Source organism: Sphingomonas sp. GW821-FHT04B01 (assembly GCF_059420425.1).
On the sequence record NZ_JBWKTR010000021.1, the window covers coordinates 1 to 18,544 of the forward strand.

An 18,544-nucleotide genomic window follows, 5' to 3' on the forward strand; every position below is an offset into this window, starting at 1 on the left:
TACAGGTCGCTCATTCACGGTCTCCTCACGGAGCCTCAATCAGATCGCGCCTCTCCCATCAATGGGTCCTGACCCTAATGCAAATGCGTTTAGTGACCTTATCCGCATCAAGAAAAATCCTCCCTGAGGTTGTATGTAATACTTATACCTCAACTAAGACGATCCAACACGTCCCATCACCGTGAACGCTATAGTCGATCCGTGTAAGCGGCCGATTAGAGAGACGGGCTGACAACAAGATGCTCATGACGTATTGACCGGCCTGAACCTCAGACGAGTGATAGATTACGGCACCTCGGCAACCGGGGGGTGTGGTTGCCAGCGTCGCATAAAGCTGCGTCCCCTGATTACCGACCCCTGTCACTGTAACGTTAGTGACGCTCTCTGCATGAGCTATGCCTGCATAGGCAAAGCCGATCGCTGCGAGTTCGCACCAAAGACCTCTGAAGCGGTTTGATCTGGTCATATCGGTATTCCTCCGAAACCCCGGTTGGCGCAGAACGCTAGTAGGCTCACTGCGCAAGCATTACATGCTCGATGTCTTCCCCGTCGACCCAACGCGAGCATACGCCTGCCCCATCGATGGTTACCGAGTTACCAGAAAGTTGAGCTGAGAGAAGCATAGCAAATTGCGCTTTCCCCGCATCGCTGTGCTCGTCCTTTATCATATAATATGGTTGCCTGCTGCCACAGTCAGGGCGACCTGACGGAGGTGTGGTCATCACTACCCAATGTAACCCGTCAGAGGCGCGAACGTGTACCTCCTTTACCTTGCTCGTGATTGAGCTTCCGCCTGCGACAGCGCTGGTTGATAGGCATAAGCATCCACTGCTATCATCAGCTTTACTCGCATTTGCGAACTCCTGCTGCTGGCTGGCCTACGGTTCCGAGGCCACCATAAAAAATGATTAACCAATTCGATGCACTCTGAACCATCCGTTCACGCAGGTATGCCCGTCATAGCCAATGGTTATGGCTTCCCCTTTTGCGTAGGCAGTGAGTGCACGAGATAGAAGCATTTGTCTGGCGTCAACTGCCGCATCTGTGCCTACTATAAAGTAATTACTGCACGGTCCCGCTGGCATGGGATCCAAAGATATTAGAAAATGTCCGTCATCGTAGGTGAGAACATTTGTAATTCTTCCGACTGTATTGCTATCATAGGTCGCATATGCGCGGGCCGCTATGGACGTAGTCAGCGCTAACGCCACAAGCGATGCTGTTTTTTTCTTCATCTAACCCCCCAAAATGTTGACCCATCATCAACCTTGATTGATTTTCTTGTCAAGAACTTGGTTTGGCGCTCCACCTCGCAAAAAAAGTTAGCTCCGATGTCGATTTCCAAAAACGACGGAATAACTTACGCTTCAGGTGGATCTAACGGTGTCCTATATGCATATCGAAAAACCTCTCTGCCATCTGGACAAATCAAGATAGGCTGGCACAGTGCGGGACATGCAACTGGAAAGGGATAGATACATTGCGTTTGCTAGGTCGTATCGCTGCCACGCTCCCTATTGTTGCGTTGTCATGGGCGTCGCCTGCGGCAGCGTGGGACGGTATTAAGACCGGGAAGGTCTCCGGAATTGACGTCGTCACTGAGGGGCAGAATTTTGGTTTCCGGGTTTACATGGATGGCACGCCGATGTGCGGTACAAGCGAGGCGTGGGCTTTCGTTAATAGGGATGCTGACAATTATGATGCAATCGTTTCAGTAATCACGTCAGCCTATTTGTCGGGAAAAGTAGTGACATTGCTCACCAATCAGAGCGGAATTTATTGCCGTATTGGCTATGTTCAGCTTCGTTGAAAATCTAACCGGGCGGTGGTTAGCTGTTTCTGCGCAGTCAATCTCCATGCGAGCCAAAGCCTACTTTCTCACCTCAACGTATGCGACATCCTCTAAATTGGAGACTGTTGTGCATTTTCCGGTCCCATTAACAGAGATTTGAAATGTCGAAGACACAGAAGATACAATTAGGGAGTAAATATATTGGTTGCCAGGGGCGTTGTCACCGACGTTCAAAGCCCAACGTGCGTCGGTGCCAGCGGCACAGGCAGGCTTGTCGGAGCTAGCGCCGCCAATCACCGAGAAGGTGACGACGCCGGTGCCGAATGTTTTGTCAGCGCTTATGTACGCCAGTGTTCCCGTTTGGCGACCTGCCATTGCCGGTGTTCCGAACCCAACGGCGATCAGAACCGCTAGTCGCAGCGCACGTTTGAGATATGTCATGCGACCCCCTGATGGTCAGACAGTGATTTATATGACGGTACCCTCTGGTAACCGGCTCAATTATAGTCCGAATCGCGCCCATATTGCTTGGTTGGCGGCATTATAAATGACAATGTTGCCGTCCTCCTGAACAGCAAAATATGCTCCCGGATGGCCATCAGTATGGCTTGCCCAGATTGCGGTTGAGCCGCTGTACAACACGAGGTTGCCATCTCCCTGCATTTCGAGACGGGCGTTTGCCGGTTGGAACGTGCTTGTGGACCAAATGGGCTGCAGCGGGCCAGCATAAAGGACAAGATTGCCGTCATACTGCAAGATAAAGCGGTATGCACCGCCGGGTGATAGGATGCTTTCTCCAACGCCAATACCTGTACCCGAGGCCAGGCCGCCTGTCTTAACGACCCGGGCATTCTGATAGACACTCCGGTTACCAGCTTTGTCGTAACCGTAGCCGGCAGCATAGCCAGTCCCATTAGACCGCCGTACATCGGTGACCAATAGCCTGCCTTGAGCATCGTAACCATATTGAACCGTCTCGGCTAAAGCGCTCGAACAGACGCTCAACAGTATGGCGCCAGCTGCAATTTCCTTCAGCATAGAGAACTGCCCCCCATTCAACGTCTTCTCAACCAATCGACCTGAGCTACTCGTCTGACACCCTGCCGGCGCTCGAGCTGTACGATCACATCGATGACGCGCGACACGTACGGAAGAAGGTCGCTACGCTGCAACTTCGCATCGGCCTGCAGAACGAGCAGCATAAGCTGTTCGAGCGCACCAGATGGGGTATCAGCATGGATCGTGGTGAGCGATCCTGGGTGTCCGGTGTTGACGGCTCGGAGGAAAGTAAAGGCTTCTGCGCCCCTGAGTTCGCCCAGGATGATGCGGTCGGGCCGCAGGCGGAGGGAGGCTATCAGCAGGTCCTCCGTTGATACATTGGCTTCGCCTAACCCGCCTCTGGCGGCAACGAGGCCAATCGCGTTCTTATGCCGCAGTACGAGTTCCGGCGTGTCCTCGATCAGGATGAGCCGTTCAGACGGCACGATCTCGCGCAGGAGAGCATTGAGGAAGGTGGTCTTGCCGGTCGAGGTGCCGCCAGACACCATTACGGTTTTGCGCGCCCGTACAGCGGCGACAAGGAAGGCGTCCCACCTGCGCATCTCATACAGGCTGGCAAGTTCATCCTCGACGGGATCTGCTGCATCGGACCCGGTCGTATCGTGGAAAGCGCCAGCCTGCTGATAATCTGATAGTGACAGATCCGAGGACACGTGTTTCCTGATGGCAATTGCCATACCGTCGCGGGTCGCCGGAGGAGCAACGATCTGGACGCGAGAGCCGTCCGGAAGTCGTGCGGCTAGCAGAGGATGTTCTCGACTGATCCCCTGGTGGGTCACGCTCGCGATTTGCCGGGCCAGACGCCATAGCTGCGCCTCCGTGATCTCGGGTACGAGATGATGCTCAAGTGCGCCCTGCAGCGTCTCGATCCAGACCTCGCCAGCGCGGTTTACGTAAAGATCGGTGACGTCCGGCCGAGCCAGCTGCTCGAGAAAGGGCGCAAGGTAGACGTCAAGATACGCTGCGGTCATCGTGCGGCAGGCTGTCCAGCCGTCAGTCCAGAAAAATCGAGATCGCGCGCAACGAAAACGTTGAGCGCAGCACCCTGTTTGACGGTGATTTTCGGCCGGTAGTCATTCGGCACCAACCCCTGCCCTATGGTGGAGATTGGCCCTGACGGAATACCGACGATTACTGAGCCTGATCGTGGTTGTGACGCAAGGTTTACCCCCACCGTCAACGCTGATTGGAGGACGGCTCCGGCGAAACGCTGAAAGAAGAAGGTGTTGACCTTGCCGGGCACGCCGCTGCCGCCCAACTGGTCGGCTGCCGGGGAACCCAGGCGGATCGTCACACCATCAGGACGAATAACCCGGGTCCACGTGACGAACACGCGGTTCTGGCCCGAGCGTACTTCCGATTGATATTCACCAACGAAGCGCGAGCCCCTTGGAATAAGGATGCGGCGGCCATCAAAGCCAAGCGTATCACGGGACGCAATCGCCCGCACCAGACCGGGTCTTGCGGTGTCGATCGGTGTTTCAAGCGCAATTGGAATTTGGGTCCCGATCGGAACGACGTCCGTTCGGCTGGCCATGGTCGTCGCCTTGGCGGGTGCGTCATCAAATCCGCCCGAGCCATTGCGGCTTGCGTTAGCGCCAGCCGCGGCGGATGGCTGCGTCGCCCCCCCAGCCGTCGGCGCTTCGGCACCGAGATCATAGACGATCGCGCCTTGCGCCTTCTTGTCGCGGGCTGGTTCGGCCGGAGGAGCCGCGGGCGCAGGTACGAACGGCGTTGGCGGCGTCGGCGTGATGACGGGCGACGCGTAGGTTACAGGCGGCGGGTCATTCCGCACTGGCGGAAGGCTTGGCGCGGAAGACGTGACAATGACGGGCACTGGTGCCGGAACGACTGGTTCGGCAAGGACAGGCACCTGTAAGGGCGGTGGTGGCGTAAACCCATCTGCTTGAGCCGTCTGCTGCGGTACCGTCACCCGGCGCTGGCGCTGACCATTCAGAACCACGAACAGGATCAGCGCAATTGCGATAGCGCCCAGTGCAATGACTGCGCCTGGCATGCCTTGCCGGGGCAAGCGCACGACCGGTCGCGGATCATGGCCGCCTTGCTCCACCGGCGCCGGCGCTGGTTGGCTACGGCTCATGGCCGGCCTTTCAGGACCATGCGTGTCGCATCGGCATGCACCTTGCCGAGACGGAATACGTACCGCTTGGCGACGCCCTCGATGACATAGTCACCATCGACCATGCGTCCGTTGACCAGCGCTTCGCGACCACGATCATCAATCGCAAAGATTGCGGGAAGCGAGGTTTTCAGATCCCATGTGATGGTGGTCCGCTTGCCATCGTCACTCATTGCAATGGGATAGAGGGTCTTGTTGCCCCGCAGCCGGTAATCGGCGCTACGAACGACCTGCTGAGGGCTGCCGGGCTGTCCCAGGGGGTAGGAGAAGCGGAGCACAAACGTACCGCTCCCACCACCGCCGCTATCGGTGCTGATCACGAAGACATAGCGCCGCTGGTCGGTGACGATCATCAGGTTCGTCGTCATGGCAGCACCAAGCGGTTTCACGATCACGCGATTTCCTGAGCGGTTTGGGGTCACCTCCCAACCCGTCTCGTTCCCAACCACGATTGTCTCAACTCGCTCATCGCCAGCCAGTTCGACGATGGCGGCATAGCCACTGCCAACCCGCAGCTCGAAGACGCGGCCACTATCATAGACCAATGTCTGGATGCGGGGATCAGCCGGCATGGTGAATTGCAAGGGCGCCGGCGGCATGGCGGGCATGCCCGCCTGCGCAGCTCCGGCAAGAAGCGTCAGCACCATCATCATTGCTGCGGCTCCGTTGTCGTCGCGGCCGTGTCGACGCCGGGACCAAGCGGTGAGCCCATCGGAATCTGATTGGTCGGAACCTCACGTTGGCTGATGAACGGTCCGCCGACGCCGCCCTGTACGATCCGGACCGGTGCCCGACGTACAGCCGGCGATCGGGTCGTTGCAACAGGGGCTGTGCGCGTTTCGATTACTGAAACGGGCTCCTGAACAGCGCTGGTGCGCGTCACCACCTGACTTGTAACAGTCTCTGGGGCAGGTGGCGCTTCGGCATCACGGCGATAGCCTATGACTTGGAAGCCAAGTGGATTCACCAGGCGGTCACCGAACGCCATCGGTGCAGCCGAATAGCGGAAGCGGATAACCGCGATCCAGGGTCGAGGCGCTTCAGCCTGACCGTTGCGATCGGTCCTCTGAGTGTCGAAGCGAACCAGGCTGATGCCGGACTGAAGGCGTGAAACGCTCTTTACCCGCGCAGTGATGAGGCTCCCACCAGGCAACGCCTGGATCGGACTTGCCGGATTGGTCGCAGCGATCCCCGACAGATACGACGCACGAGCATTCCCCGCCGACCAAAGCGCAACCTTGCGATAGTCGATCTGAAGCGTCGCCCGATCAAAGCCCTCACGGGCAAGGACATATTGCGCAAGGTACGCGTCGGTCAGCGCCGCATCGGCGGAGACGCGCTGCGGCGTATTGGGATCGAGCGCCTGAACGAACCCCGTCTGGCGATCGACCAGAAGAGTGATCGGCTGCACTGTTTTCAGCGGCGTCAGCATGGCCAGCGCGACGGCTTCAAAGGCTGCAGCGCCGATCGCGATCCCAGCAATCGTCCAGGCAATCTGCTTCGAGCGCGATGTCCTGGCGCGTGTATCCTCCGCCCAGCTTCGTGCATCTCGAAAATAGGTCTCGCGCTCAGTCATGCCGCTCCGTCCCGCCGCATGGCGCTGCGTGTCTTTCGTGTCATCGAGCGGCGGGCCGAAGGGCCAAGCGCCGTCGGAGATGATAAGGCATCCTGCCTCGGCTGAGGCTGAAGCGGCTGACGCCGGTTGCCACCTGCCGATGATCCTGCCTCACCAGCAGCAATCGCAATCTGCTCGCGGCGCATCGTACCAGCGAGGGCATTGGCGACGCCTTGCGCGCGGGGTGGTGCTCCAGTCGCCGCGGCTGCGCCCTCACGGCCGCCCTGAGGCCTGCCGAAGGTCGAGCTCGATCGCTCGCTGACGTTACTGTGCGAGCGCTCCGTGATCAGCGTCTCCTGCCGCCTTAGTGTAAAGCTGAATGCGCCTGCCATCCTGGCCGCCGCCCAGATCGCTGCCACCATCACCAACGTGAAGGCGAGTACGATGGTGGTCAGCGCCTGCGGATCGATGATGGTGACACCGCGCTCGACCGCCTGCAAATGGGCCAGCTCGCTCTCGACGAGCAGGAGATCCAGCGCGGTTACGATCGTAGCGCCGAGCGTCGCGAGAGCCGCACCTGCTAGGGCGCGCACCCAGCCGATGAACAGGCCAAGTGTGGCATCAAACAGGAGCGCCATGATCGCAAGCGGCCCAATCGCCAGCAGGAAGCCCGCCGCCAGGCGAAGCGCCCCGGCGACACCCAATGTCGAGACGACGAACCAGGATGCCGTCTGCGGCAGGGCTGTCTGACCCAGCGGACCAAAGTTGGGCGCTTGCTGCTGCGCTTGCGTCCCAGAGGTACTGGCCTGCGCGCCTTGCGTGGTCGTCGTCGATGTCGCTTGTGGTGCCAAGGCAGGGTTGACACTCGAGCCTAGCCGGATCGTGTCGTAAGCCTGTTGCACGCGCTCATCGAGCCCGTCGGCGGAAAGGCCGCTGGCAGGCAACAACACGGCTGCAAACTCACTCGGTGCGTCGACGGCGACACGGTAAACGAGGACCTGAAACGCTGGCCATCCGGTGGCCAGCGTTAGCACTATGCCAAGGCGGACGGCCCAGCCGACGCCATCACGCATGGTCGGCGCCGAACCAAGCAAAAACCGGTACCCGATCAGCGCCACGAAGATCGTGACGAGCCCGGTCATCAAGCCGGCGATCATCGGACCACCAGCAAGCGCTTGATAACCGTTCTCGCCGAGTGCCTGCGCCTGGCAGGTCAGGAAGCTCGAGAGGCGAAGGGCGACGCCGGCATCACCGTCGGGAAGCGAACAATCGATCATGACGCCTCTGCCAGCAGCCGCGGCAGCCAGATCGCGGGATCATCGCCGATCTCTGCGCGAATGGCGTCGAGCGCGCGTACCGATCGCTCGCGCCCCGACAAAATCGTCAGCAGATCACGGTTTCCCGACAGATCGAGGCGCGCCACCACGCTGTCCTGACCATGTTTGATCAGAAAGGCCCGCGCATTGTCAGGCATGGTGCGGATGAGATCATATTCGTGCTGGGTGAGGCCGAACCCGGTCATGTAATCGCGCGCCTGTGCCTTCGGATTAGGCATGAAGATTTGCGTGGCCGCCTGCTCGACGATTGCAGAGGCGATGCGGCTCGAGAGGGCATCCTCCGCGCTCTGCGTTGCGAAACCGACGATGCCGTTGCGCTTGCGAATGGTCTTTTCCCAATCGCGAATACGGGCGGTGAAGACCTCGTCATCGAGCGCCTTCCAGCCCTCGTCGACCACGATGATCGACGGCGTGCCGTCGAGCCGCTCTTCCACGCGGTGGAAGAGATACATCATCGCCGGCGTCCGCACGGTCGGATCATCGAGAATACGGGTCATGTCGAACCCGACGACACGCTCATCGAGATCGGTACGATCCTCAGCATTGTCGAATAGCCAGGCCCGATCGCCGCTGCCCCACCAGGGAGCCAGGCGCGAAGCGAGATCGCCCCCTTTTGGACGCGCCTGTCCGCGCAGCAGCTGCGCAAAATGCGCCAGGCGGCGATAGGCGCGCGGCGCCTCCATATTGGCGTCGACCGCTTCGACGATGCGCACCATGTCCTCGCTGTCGAGGGGGCGAGCGGGATCGGCGACGAGTCGCGACAGCCAGTCGACCAGGAAGCGGCGGTTCTCGGCGGTATCGTCGAGCAGCAGCGGGTTGAGGCCCGACGGCTCACCCGGCCGCAGCACGTCGTACCGGCCCCCTACGGCGCGCAGGAACAGCTCGGCGCCACGATCCTTGTCGAAGAAGACGATGCGCGGATCGTATTTGCGTGCCTGTGCGAGCAGGAAGTTGAGGACGACCGTCTTGCCGGTGCCCGAGGGACCGATGACGGTAAAATTGCCGAGATCGCCGTGGTGGAAATTGAAATGGTACGGGCCAGCGGCGGTCGTCTCAAGGACCGTGACCGCCGGTCCCCAGTGATTGCCTTCCGCCTTGCCAGTTGGAAAATTGTGCAGGCTGGCGAGGCTCGCAAAATTGCGGCTGGCGACAAGGCCACGCCGCGGAACGTAGCTGAAGTTGCCGGGGAATTGCGCCCAGAAAGCTGGCTCCAGCGCCATCTCCTCGCGCACAGCGACTAGGCCAAGATCGGTCAAGGTCGCTTGAACCTCGGCAACGCCGTCATCGACCTGGGCGGGTGTATCGCCCCGAACCGCAATCGTCAGATGATGCTCGCCGAATGCGGCGCGCCCCGCAGCAAGGTCATCGCGTGCGACGCCGAGCTCGCCCCGGAGGCTGAGAGCCTCGTCATCGGCTGCGCGCATGCGGCGCAGTGCCAGGTTGACCTTGCCGAGTGCTGCCTGTCGATCGACGAAGCCGAAGCTTTGCGTCACCGTCAGCTCGAAGGGCAGTCGCAGTAACTCATCGAGCATCCCCGGCCCGGTTTGTCCCGGGTAATCCTTGATCGAGAGGATCGCCTGGAAATCACGCGGAGCCTCGCCGGTGGCGCCAAGCTCTACCGTATCGGCGCCAAAGCTTACGCGACGGGCGGGCAGATACTGACCGACGTCACCCTCAGGGAGTCGGACCGAACGGATTTCGCCGTTGTACAAGCCGGATAGATACTCGAGTACCTCGGAGCACGGTCCCCCCTTGCCGTCATAGCTGCCAAGAAGCCTTGCCCCGTAAACGCCAAGGGCGGCAAGCAGCGCATCGCGCGCCGCATTGAGCGCGCGCAACTCTGCGCTTTCTTCTGCTGCACTGCTGTCTTTCCCCCGCCCGAGCCAGCGACCAAACCGATCGGCGACGCCGCCTCGGCCCTGTAGCGGCCGCCGTATGACGCAGAGGAACAGATCGTTGGAGAAAAGACGTTTGGAAGCGAGGCGATCACGCCAAGCCGCATCGACGCCGGTGCTGAAGGGATCGGGGAATGGCGCCTCGAGTTGCGGTTCTACCCGTCGGCGGATGACGTGATGGTAGAGCGCGAACCGCGACGATCCGATCGTCTGCAGCATCGCATCGCGCAACGTCTTGCGGTAATTGATCTCGGCAGTGTCCGCCGTCTCGAACAGCAGGCCGTCGAGCATCAACACCTGCATGAGGCGACCATCGCGTAGCATGACGGTGTGATCGTCGATCTGCGCAAGATACGGCAGATGATCACCCGCCGCTTTCTCCCGTGCCCAATCCTGTGCGGCTTTGTTCACGGGCGGTAGGCGTTGCAGCGCCATAGACGGTGATTGGGAACGCGTGGGCAGCGGCGTACCTTGACCAGCCAGAGGTCGAAAATGCGCGGATCTTGCAGACAGGCGATGACGCCGACGGCGTGGACGACAAGCGCCGCTAACAGCACCCATACGGACTTGAACACCAGGAACAGCTCGGTGGTCAGGATCGCATTGCCGATCGCAAAACCATAGGTCACGCCCAGCAGCATTTGCGGGCGGGTAAGGCCGACGAACAGAACGTCACGATCGAGGCTTTCCGGATCAGTAGCCAACGCTCGACGCCGACTGAATGCCGCCTACAATGCTCGCAGCTCCAAACAGGATGAAGCAGCCAAGAATGACGGTTGCGCCATAGCGCCAGTTCATCCGCCCGGTCAGCATAAGTAGGCCGACGGAGGCCACCGCGATTACCGCAATGACGGTTGCGACGGTGCCGAGCAACGTGCCCTGCAGCCAGTGAACGGCGCCAACGATAGGACCGGAGCCGGCAGGATCAGAAAAGCTGTCCTGCGCTGCCGCCATCGCCGGCGACGCAAGTGCCACCAGAGCGGCAAGCCTCGAATAGGTCTTCATGTGCCTCCCCTTGCACGTGCTGTATCGCATATCCTCAAGACACGACAGGCGCGTCAATCTCGTTTCGAAAACTCAGTGTCATTTCATCGCATTGTTCAATGCGGCAGCAGGTTGCCTGCACTGTCAGGCGGTCGGACCGGTACCGACGCCCCTGCATACGGATCATAGGGTGTTGGTGGTGGGGTTTGCGCAACATACGCTGGGGCTTCAATGTTCGCTGGCTGAATTGGCGCGTCGATCTGAGCATGACCCATGTTCCATAAGCCCGATGCAATGGCGTGGGACGAAAACAGGATAAAGCAGCCTATGACCATCTGTCCGCCCCTGCGTACAGGAAGGCGGCCTAACAGCATGGCGATACCTATCCCTGCAACTGCCAGAATGGCTATAGCGGTTCCGATGCTGCCCAGCATGAGCGTGGCCAGCCAGTTAACCGCAGCACTCGTCGATAGCTCGGCTGGGTTGCTGCTCAGCATCGCGTCTTCCTGTACAATGCTGATGCAATGGAATGCATCTAGTTTAGCGGCTGGACGCTTACAGCATCAACTGCCGACGAGGAATCGTAAGACGTTGGCGTAGCCGCAAAACGGATCGTCGCGGTATCTCTGCTGGCGACGAACGACTGCGTCGGATGCGGGGTGAAGCGATCTGCCGTGTCAGGAGGCGCATCCCAAACCAAGGCGCCGTCGATGTAGATTTTCATGTTGTTCGCTGGGAAGCCAGGCCGTTGCGCGCTTGCAAAGGCAAACTGGTAGCGTTGGCCGATGGTGAGACGAACCGCTTTCATTTCAACATAGCCAGCCGTGTTGCCACTAGCCTGGATGAAGAAGACCTGATTGCCAGACCATGGCGCTGGAAAGCCCCACGCTCCGCCATTCTGAGCAATGCCCGCGCCCCCGGAAAAAGCTAGGTCCGGTGCTGAAGGGTTATAAGCATAATTTGAAACCACAGGATTTTCTGCGTCACCATTCAGCACTGTTGCACTGGCCCCGGTGTTCTGCATGCGGGTTCGGCTGTCAGCCTTATCGAAAGAATATGCTCTCGATCCACTGCCGCTGTTGCTGCTATCTACGTTGATCAGGCGACCCTTAGCGTCGTATGTATAGCGAACGGTTTCGGCGGCAGTTGCTGATATGGTCAGCGATAAAATGACGAATATGCCGAACGCTGCCGTTTTCGCCGTGCATCTCACCTGCATCGATCTCACCCCCCCCTGTTTATATTGTACCCGATGACGCCGTTAGCTCGTAGGGCGGATTTTACCGCCCTACGAAGGCCAAGCCAGATCAAAGGCTTTCTAAATTTGATCTTAACGCAACCATTTCGCCCCACCTCAAAAATATCGTTGCTCGCAGAAATAATTTGGGTCTACGTTGCCGGCAAGAGCAAAAACCTGGGGGAGGCGTGATCATGAAGGTCATCTTTTTCATGTGTCTGATGACGTTGTCTCATGCGGCGAGTGCTGCAGAGACAATTACGTACACGTACGACGCCAAAGGGCGGGTCGTCAGTGTTGTGCATACCGGTACGGTCAACAACGGTACTAGTACGACCTACAGCCACGATAAGGTCGATAATCGAGTCGTGGTTCGGATCACCGGCGCTAGTCGCTAAATCCTCTCGCATTTTACCAAGCAGGACTAGCAGCGGTACGATGCTTAAGGAGCGCGGCGGGGGCAGAGCGACCCGCACGCATCGATTTCTAATTATGGTATCCACCATGCCGCGTGCTGCACTTTTGAGTGCTGGCACGTTGACTGGGGCGGGCACATCCACTCGATTTGGTCATTTGTCAGCCAATTGAGTCAGGCGTCATGTTCGAAAATAATCATGTTGCTTTATAGAACGCCATGCTGTTTCGTATCAGGGAATTAGCATACTAACAATAAGAGGGGAGTATTATGGGGCTAGCATTGCGGAGACATGCTGTTTCGTCTTCAGTTTTGGCGATCGCCTGCTGTTTGGGGCATATCGGTTACGCAGGAGCGGACGTTGCGCCGCCAGCCCGATACCAGAAAGATCGAAATGGCGTTGATCTTGCCCGCGGCACCTACTCCGGTCGAGTGAAGATGCTCTCGATAGGTAGCGGCAACGAAGAGCTGCCGCTGTATCTTGACCATAGAAACGGTAGGCCAGGAACCTCAGAGTACGAGCTCGGTATCTATGGCGATACTACCTCGGTGAATGTCGGTGTGCTTGGGCCAAATGGTCCTGCAAGCACCGTATTCGCGAAGGTAAATGGGGTTTGGGTCTCGAATTTGGGCGATGGCGCGACTCTAACGCAGTCGGGCACCGGATACGTTTTAACGCTTAGCGATGGCACAAAATACACCTATGACGGGACGCTGACGTCCGTCGACAGCAACAGGATCGCGCGAGTAACAAGCGTCAAGTTTGCATCAGGTCGTACATTGACGATGTCATATCTGCGCCAGGTTGGCTGCTCTAGCCAGTATCAACAACAGTGTGGTGGTGGAAGCAACGTACCGTGGAAGGTGCGATTAATTTCGGTTGCCAGTTCCTCAGGCTATCAGTTGCACTTCGATTACGCAACGACCATAGCAGGCGACAGTAGCTGGAACACGCTGACCACTATCACCGCCTTCAACATGGCAACGGACGCATGTGGTGTCACTGCATACTCATGCTCCTTCTCACAGAACTGGCCGGCAATCACCGTCGCAGCGGGTACGGCAGCCGGCAGCTGGACTATTACTGACAACATTAGCCGAGCAACGACCTTCACGACGACTACAATTCGCCGGCCTGGCTCTTCAACCGATGATCTATCTGTCACTTATCCAAGCAGCGGCTACGGCAACGTGGCGTCGGTCACGGCTGCTGGTCAGACGTGGCGATACTCATACTCTGGAACGTATCCGCTGACCACGGTTACCATCAGTAATCCTGACGGGACCTCGCGAACCGTGACATCGAACGTCACGGTCGGCCTTCCGACTCAGGTTACCGACGAAAGCGGTGCCGTGACCTCCTATTCATATGACGGCAGCGGCCGACTTTTGACCGCAACATCGCCGACCCAGGTTCAACAGCGTTACTCATATGACGGCCGTGGCAATGTTATCGAAAGCAGGTTGGTCTCGGCAACGGCCGGGACACCCGCAGACATAGTTACGTCCTCTGGGTATGATGCAACTTGCGGCAATTCTATCACATGTAACCAACCGAATTGGACGCGCGATGCGAAAAATGCGCAGACCGATTATGTTTATGATCCAGCGCACGGCGGGATGACAAGTGTCACCTTGCCGGCAAATCAAAGCGGAATTCGCCCTCAGCGGCGCTACGGTTATTCGCAGCTTCAGGCCTATTTCAAGAATGGTTCAGGGACGCTTGTCGCCTCCGGAGCACCGACCTATCTCCTGACGTCAATATCTGAGTGCAGAACCTCCAGTAGCTGCACCAATTCGGCCGATGAATCCCGAACTATTATCGCTTATGGTCAACCAGGTGTTGCAAATAACCTGCTACCCACCAGCACGACGGTCTCTGCCGGGGATGGAAGCGTTGCCGCGACGACGTCTTATACCTATAATGGTGCTGGGGATGTAGTTTCGGTGGACGGCCCAATCTCAGGCAGCGCAGACACCGTTAGGTCGATCTACGATGCCGCCCGTCAAACTACGATGGTTATTGACGCAGATCCGGATGGGGCAGGACCCCAAAGGAGTCGTGCAACAAGCTATAGCTACGATTCAAAGGGCAGAGCGACCGGGGCGGTTATCGGGACGGCCAATGCGGACGGATCCAGCTTCACTGCGGTTCAAACCGTAAGTTTTGGGTATGACGCCGCAGATCGCAAACTGCTGGCTTCGCTTTCGACGGGCGGTACAACCATTGCCATCGCTCAGTACGCTTACGATGCGATGGGGCGCACGATCTGCACGGCGACGCGTATGAACGCTGGCGCATTCCAGTCACCGCCAGACGGCTGCACTCTTGGTACGCCAGGTGGGAACGGCACGGATCGCATCGTACGGCAGAGCTACGATGTAGCGAGGCGGACTGTAGCAGTAACCCGCGGCTACGGTACGGATGTTGCTGCAACGGAAAGCTCAGCGTACACGGCAAGTGGTCAGCTTTCATCCGTCACCGACGCTAACAATAACGTGACGACCTATAGCTATGACGGTCTGGACCGGCCAACGACAGTAACCTATCCAGGAGGTAGCAACGATCAGGTGACGTACGACGCAAATGGCAACGTCATCGGCCGCCGTCTGCGCGACGGCCAGACGCTGACCTATGACTATGATGCGCTGAACCGCCGGGTCTTCGACCACAATCCCAAGACGAACGTTGCCGAGGTCGATGTCGGCTACAGCTATGATCTGCTCGGTCGCCTGACCAGTGCTGGAGATGGCAACGGCTGGACCAAGAACTTTGGCTATGACGCGCTGGGCCGGGCGACGACGCAGAGCAGCAACGTTGCGAGCACGACGCTGCAATATGATGCAGCAGGCAGGAAGACGCGGCAGACCTGGGGGGACGGCTTCTACGTTACCTACGAGTACAATGCTGCCGGGCAGATGACTGTGATCCGTGAGAACGGCGGTCTGGCATTGGCGACCTTCGCCTATGACGATCTTGGCAGGCGTACATCACTGACCCGCGGCAACGGCACGGTGACCAGCTACGGCTATGATGCCGCCTCGCGCCTGACCAGCCTCACCCAGGATTTGGCGGGCAGCGCCTGGGACCAGACCTATGGCTTTACGTATAATGCGGCAGGCCAGATCCTGACGCGCAGCAGCAGCAACGACAGCTACGCCTGGACGGGCGCGGCCAACGTCGATCGCAGCTATGCGGTGAATGCGCTCAATCAGTACACCAGCGCCGGCGGCACGACGTTCGGCTATGATGCGCGTGGCAACCTCACCAACTCGGGCGGCACGACCTACCAGTACAACAGCCGCAACCAGCTGTTCATGAACGCCGCCGGCCAGCTGATCTACCGCAACCCGGCCGGTGAGCTCGGCCAGACGCCGGCGGGCAACTTCGACTGGGTCGACGGGCAGCTCGCTCAGGAGTCGACCAGTGGCGTGATGCGTCGCTATGTCTACGGGCCCAATCCGGACGAGGTGCTGGTATGGTACGAAGGGTCCAGCACTGGTGACCGCCGCTACCTTCATGCCGACGAGCGCGGCAGCGTGGTGGCGGTCAGCAACGATGCCGGCAACGCGGTCGCGATCAACAGCTATGACGAATACGGCATCCCTGGCGCCAACAACCAGGGCCGCTTCCAGTACACTGGTCAGGCCTGGCTGCCGGAGCTGGGCATGTACGATTATAAAGCGCGCATGTATTCGCCGACGCTGGGCCGCTTCATGCAGACCGATCCAATTGGATACGGCGATGGCGTCAATTGGTATAACTATGTTGGGGGGGATCCAATTAATCGCACTGACCCGTCTGGGCTACAGCTGACATATACATATCACCTCGGACCCAGCGGAGGATCCGGGTCATCGTCAGCGTATCCCAACTCCGAACCAAATGGTACTGCAGGATATTTTCAGCCTAGCCCCGTAGACAGTGCGTCAAAGAACTGGCTTCAGCAAATTGGTCTCTGGCCAATACCACGAGATACCGCCCCGCAGAATATGCAGCCTGTGGCGTGCCCGATTGCCTTTACACCGCAAGGTGACACCAAGGGCGAGAACCCGCGTCCAGCTTCAGGGCGATACAACACCGATCTACCTGGAGGCTTTCAAGATGCCTGGAAGGTGTTCTCTGGCCTCAGCCGACTTGCGGGTGAGCCTAGCTACACCATCGTTCCAAATCCCAGTTTTAGTAACGCGACGACGCTTGCAGTATCTCAACCGGGTGGGGCGGTCAGGCTGCGTGTTGGGGTAGATTACTCAGGTGGCGCAAGGGTTGGATTTTCTCCGCGCATCGACATTAAGGCTGGAATCTTCAATCTTAAGGTAGCAGAGACGATCCACTTCACTGGTGGAAAGGGTAACATGTGTCCGACGCCGTAAACCCGGTCGATTTTATCGATGCAAAGAAAATATACGTTCCGGACGCCACTGACTGTATAGTAGATGCCTTCGTTATAGAGGATGGCACTGGAGGCAGGTATTCTCTAATAGCATTACTTGGCCAGGATGCAGAGCTAGGCGAAGAGTTTTTCGTGTTGCATCGTGAAGAGGTTTTTGGCGCAGCTCTTCCAAATGGAGGGGTATGGAAGAACGTTGATGCAGAGCGCACCGTGGTAACTACAGTCTACAAATCAAGATCAAGTGAGTACTACAAAGCTTTTCAAGAGTTTAATAGCGCTAGCTTTTCATGTGGTAGTGAGACGGTTTGGGTTGGCAGATGCGCTGATGATTTCGGTGTAGAAAAGATGCATATTGTCGTTCGGACGGATGTCCCGAGGGGCGCTTAGTTAGCTGGCCATCCCCACGGCCTTGAGCGTCGCGGGGGTGGCGGCCGCCACTTCCGGCGCCTTCATCGTCTCGTCGATCGCGCCGACCTGTGATCCGTCGCGCAGGCCGAGCGCCTCGGTGAGGCTGGCGCGGCTGTCACTATAGACGGCCGCGCCAATGCGGCGCGACTGATCTCGACATAGAGTGAGCGGGCATCAACGGTGTTGGCGGAACGCTTCGAGGTGTGCCAAGACCCGATCGCACGTTGCCCCCTGCACGGAATGGATGGTTCTCACCCATCCCAGTCTGATATGCCGGTCGGCAAGGTGGGCGAGCTCAAGCATGTCGCGCCGTCCGTCCTCGTGTTTCAATACCATGCTCGCGTCTTGTGGGTCGGTCACGACGACCTGAACGTTCCGTTCGTTGAGCCGATCGGCGGGATAGTTATTGCACAAGTCCATGTCGAACGGCTCGGATACTGTTATGATGCCCCGATGCTAAAATCTTGATCGAAGCGGCTTGCGGCTCACAGCGCAACCGCGGTGTAGAGCCTTACCTAGGTTGAAGAAGCGATCTTCACGCTTGGTAATGAAGACCTGCTCGACCTTGCAGATATATTCCGCGCGAAACCCACCGCCGCGATCTCTAGAATGGCTGCGGCCGAGATGACCAAGCGAGGCATCAGCCTTTAGCTTTCCCTCAGCCAAGCGCTATTAGGGCTGCTATCCGCACAAAGGCTCCCGGGTGCGGGAGTCCTATAACGAGTGAGTGAGAATGTCCCAGTCTGCCAATACTGTCGAGCTTGCCACCGAACTCACCATCGCGTGGCTGCGCAACTCCAATACCCGCACGTCCGCGGATGACGTTCCCGCCTTTCTGCAGTCGATGCATGCAGCGGTGACGAAGCTTGGTGAGCCCGACGTAGAGGAGGATACAAGCTCGGCAGAGGTTACTCCGGCCGTGTCCGTGCGCAAGTCGCTCGCGTCCAGAGATCACATCATCTCGATGATCGACGGCAACCGTTCGCGCTCGCGAACATGATGGCAGGTCGCTGGCGGATTTGATCCGCGCATGTGGCTTGCTATTCACTCTGTCGGCGAGCGCCGGCTCGCGTCATCTCCTTGCGCGTGGACAGGAATGCAGCGATCAGAAGCCTCGCCGGTCGTGGACCGGCTTATCACATGGTCGCTCGATAATCCTCTACCGGAGGTGGTAGTCCGCAAGCATCTGTTCTGGCTTGACGAGCTTGCCCGGACGCTTCATGGAATCCCGCCAGGCGGCTCTGAGCGACTCTAGGGCTCAGACTCATTCACAGCCAGAACGCGAGAGCTGTTGCGAGCGCCACGCCTGAGAGGAAGTTGGCGGCAAG

General features: G+C 58.6%; 14 protein-coding genes and 1 pseudogene. 3 read left to right on the forward strand and 12 right to left on the reverse strand.

All coding sequences use genetic code 11. The features are described 5' to 3' along the window. Positions 1-1,870: 1,870 nt before the first annotated feature. The 12 genes from AC07UH_RS20950 to AC07UH_RS21005 form a co-directional block, all read right to left on the reverse strand. Positions 1,871-2,233: a hypothetical protein gene (locus tag AC07UH_RS20950; RefSeq protein WP_495182127.1), complete on the reverse strand. Its 363-nt coding sequence runs from the start codon at positions 2,231-2,233 to the stop codon at positions 1,871-1,873. Between the two features lie 60 nt (positions 2,234-2,293). Continuing rightward, positions 2,294-2,830 carry a hypothetical protein gene (locus AC07UH_RS20955; protein WP_495182126.1) on the reverse strand — a complete coding sequence of 179 codons (537 nt, stop codon included), beginning with the start codon at positions 2,828-2,830 and terminating at the stop codon, positions 2,294-2,296. A 17-nt stretch (positions 2,831-2,847) separates the two neighbouring features. Next, a complete protein-coding gene (gene virB11, locus AC07UH_RS20960) occupies positions 2,848-3,822 on the reverse strand; it encodes a P-type DNA transfer ATPase VirB11 (RefSeq protein ID WP_495182125.1) in 975 nt (324 codons plus the stop codon). Continuing rightward, the gene (locus tag AC07UH_RS20965; protein ID WP_495182124.1) at positions 3,819-4,952 is read right to left on the reverse strand and encodes a TrbI/VirB10 family protein; all 1,134 of its coding nucleotides are present in this window, start codon (positions 4,950-4,952) and stop codon (positions 3,819-3,821) included. Before AC07UH_RS20965 ends, virB11 begins: the two co-directional genes overlap by 4 nt. Next, positions 4,949-5,644, reverse strand: a complete 696-nt coding sequence (locus AC07UH_RS20970) for a TrbG/VirB9 family P-type conjugative transfer protein (RefSeq protein WP_495182123.1) — start codon at positions 5,642-5,644, stop codon at positions 4,949-4,951. Before AC07UH_RS20970 ends, AC07UH_RS20965 begins: the two co-directional genes overlap by 4 nt. After that, the gene (locus AC07UH_RS20975) at positions 5,641-6,567 is read right to left on the reverse strand and encodes a VirB8 family type IV secretion system protein (protein ID WP_495182122.1); all 927 of its coding nucleotides are present in this window, start codon (positions 6,565-6,567) and stop codon (positions 5,641-5,643) included. The genes AC07UH_RS20970 and AC07UH_RS20975 overlap by 4 nt, the downstream gene beginning before the upstream one ends. After that, complete coding sequence (locus AC07UH_RS20980) at positions 6,564-7,823, reverse strand: type IV secretion system protein (RefSeq protein ID WP_495182121.1); 1,260 nt, start codon at positions 7,821-7,823, stop codon at positions 6,564-6,566. The genes AC07UH_RS20975 and AC07UH_RS20980 overlap by 4 nt, the downstream gene beginning before the upstream one ends. Continuing rightward, positions 7,820-10,213 carry a VirB4 family type IV secretion/conjugal transfer ATPase gene (locus tag AC07UH_RS20985; protein WP_495182120.1) on the reverse strand — a complete coding sequence of 798 codons (2,394 nt, stop codon included), beginning with the start codon at positions 10,211-10,213 and terminating at the stop codon, positions 7,820-7,822. The genes AC07UH_RS20980 and AC07UH_RS20985 overlap by 4 nt, the downstream gene beginning before the upstream one ends. Further along, entirely contained in the window at positions 10,186-10,419 is a 234-nt protein-coding gene (locus AC07UH_RS20990; RefSeq protein WP_495182131.1) for a VirB3 family type IV secretion system protein, read from the reverse strand. The genes AC07UH_RS20985 and AC07UH_RS20990 overlap by 28 nt, the downstream gene beginning before the upstream one ends. A gap of 52 nt (positions 10,420-10,471) precedes the next feature. Beyond that, positions 10,472-10,783, reverse strand: a complete 312-nt coding sequence (locus tag AC07UH_RS20995) for a TrbC/VirB2 family type IV secretion system protein (protein ID WP_495182119.1) — start codon at positions 10,781-10,783, stop codon at positions 10,472-10,474. A gap of 95 nt (positions 10,784-10,878) precedes the next feature. Further along, positions 10,879-11,283 (reverse strand): TrbC/VirB2 family protein, encoded by a 405-nt coding sequence (locus AC07UH_RS21000; protein WP_495182130.1) that lies wholly within the window; start codon positions 11,281-11,283, stop codon positions 10,879-10,881. Positions 11,284-11,297: 14 nt separating this feature from the next. Then, positions 11,298-11,981 carry a hypothetical protein gene (locus AC07UH_RS21005; protein WP_495182118.1) on the reverse strand — a complete coding sequence of 228 codons (684 nt, stop codon included), beginning with the start codon at positions 11,979-11,981 and terminating at the stop codon, positions 11,298-11,300. A gap of 703 nt (positions 11,982-12,684) precedes the next feature. Here AC07UH_RS21005 and AC07UH_RS21010 point away from each other — a divergent pair. The 3 genes and pseudogenes from AC07UH_RS21010 to AC07UH_RS21020 form a co-directional block, all read left to right on the forward strand. Next, a complete protein-coding gene (locus AC07UH_RS21010; RefSeq protein WP_495189987.1) occupies positions 12,685-16,788 on the forward strand; it encodes an RHS repeat domain-containing protein in 4,104 nt (1,367 codons plus the stop codon). Then, positions 16,773-17,195, forward strand: coding sequence for a hypothetical protein (locus tag AC07UH_RS21015; protein WP_495182117.1), 423 nt, complete (start codon positions 16,773-16,775; stop codon positions 17,193-17,195). Before AC07UH_RS21010 ends, AC07UH_RS21015 begins: the two co-directional genes overlap by 16 nt. A gap of 754 nt (positions 17,196-17,949) precedes the next feature. Next, a pseudogene (locus AC07UH_RS21020) lies at positions 17,950-18,192 on the forward strand (MucR family transcriptional regulator); the annotation flags it as partial. Positions 18,193-18,544: the final 352 nt, after the last annotated feature.

What these genes read in the sequence shown, in the direction of transcription:
- virB11 (WP_495182125.1), bottom strand. Translation starts at nt 3,822, where the DNA reads ATGACCGCAGCGTATCTTGACGTCTACCTTGCGCCCTTTCTCGAGCAG.
- AC07UH_RS20985 (WP_495182120.1), bottom strand. Translation starts at nt 10,213, where the DNA reads ATGGCGCTGCAACGCCTACCGCCCGTGAACAAAGCCGCACAGGATTGG.
- AC07UH_RS21010 (WP_495189987.1), top strand. Translation starts at nt 12,685, where the DNA reads ATGGGGCTAGCATTGCGGAGACATGCTGTTTCGTCTTCAGTTTTGGCG.
- AC07UH_RS20980 (WP_495182121.1), bottom strand. Translation starts at nt 7,823, where the DNA reads ATGATCGATTGTTCGCTTCCCGACGGTGATGCCGGCGTCGCCCTTCGC.
- AC07UH_RS21005 (WP_495182118.1), bottom strand. Translation starts at nt 11,981, where the DNA reads ATGCAGGTGAGATGCACGGCGAAAACGGCAGCGTTCGGCATATTCGTC.
- AC07UH_RS20965 (WP_495182124.1), bottom strand. Translation starts at nt 4,952, where the DNA reads ATGAGCCGTAGCCAACCAGCGCCGGCGCCGGTGGAGCAAGGCGGCCAT.
- AC07UH_RS20990 (WP_495182131.1), bottom strand. Translation starts at nt 10,419, where the DNA reads ATGCTGCTGGGCGTGACCTATGGTTTTGCGATCGGCAATGCGATCCTG.
- AC07UH_RS20950 (WP_495182127.1), bottom strand. Translation starts at nt 2,233, where the DNA reads ATGACATATCTCAAACGTGCGCTGCGACTAGCGGTTCTGATCGCCGTT.
- AC07UH_RS20975 (WP_495182122.1), bottom strand. Translation starts at nt 6,567, where the DNA reads ATGACTGAGCGCGAGACCTATTTTCGAGATGCACGAAGCTGGGCGGAG.
- AC07UH_RS20955 (WP_495182126.1), bottom strand. Translation starts at nt 2,830, where the DNA reads ATGCTGAAGGAAATTGCAGCTGGCGCCATACTGTTGAGCGTCTGTTCG.
- AC07UH_RS20970 (WP_495182123.1), bottom strand. Translation starts at nt 5,644, where the DNA reads ATGATGATGGTGCTGACGCTTCTTGCCGGAGCTGCGCAGGCGGGCATG.
- AC07UH_RS20995 (WP_495182119.1), bottom strand. Translation starts at nt 10,783, where the DNA reads ATGAAGACCTATTCGAGGCTTGCCGCTCTGGTGGCACTTGCGTCGCCG.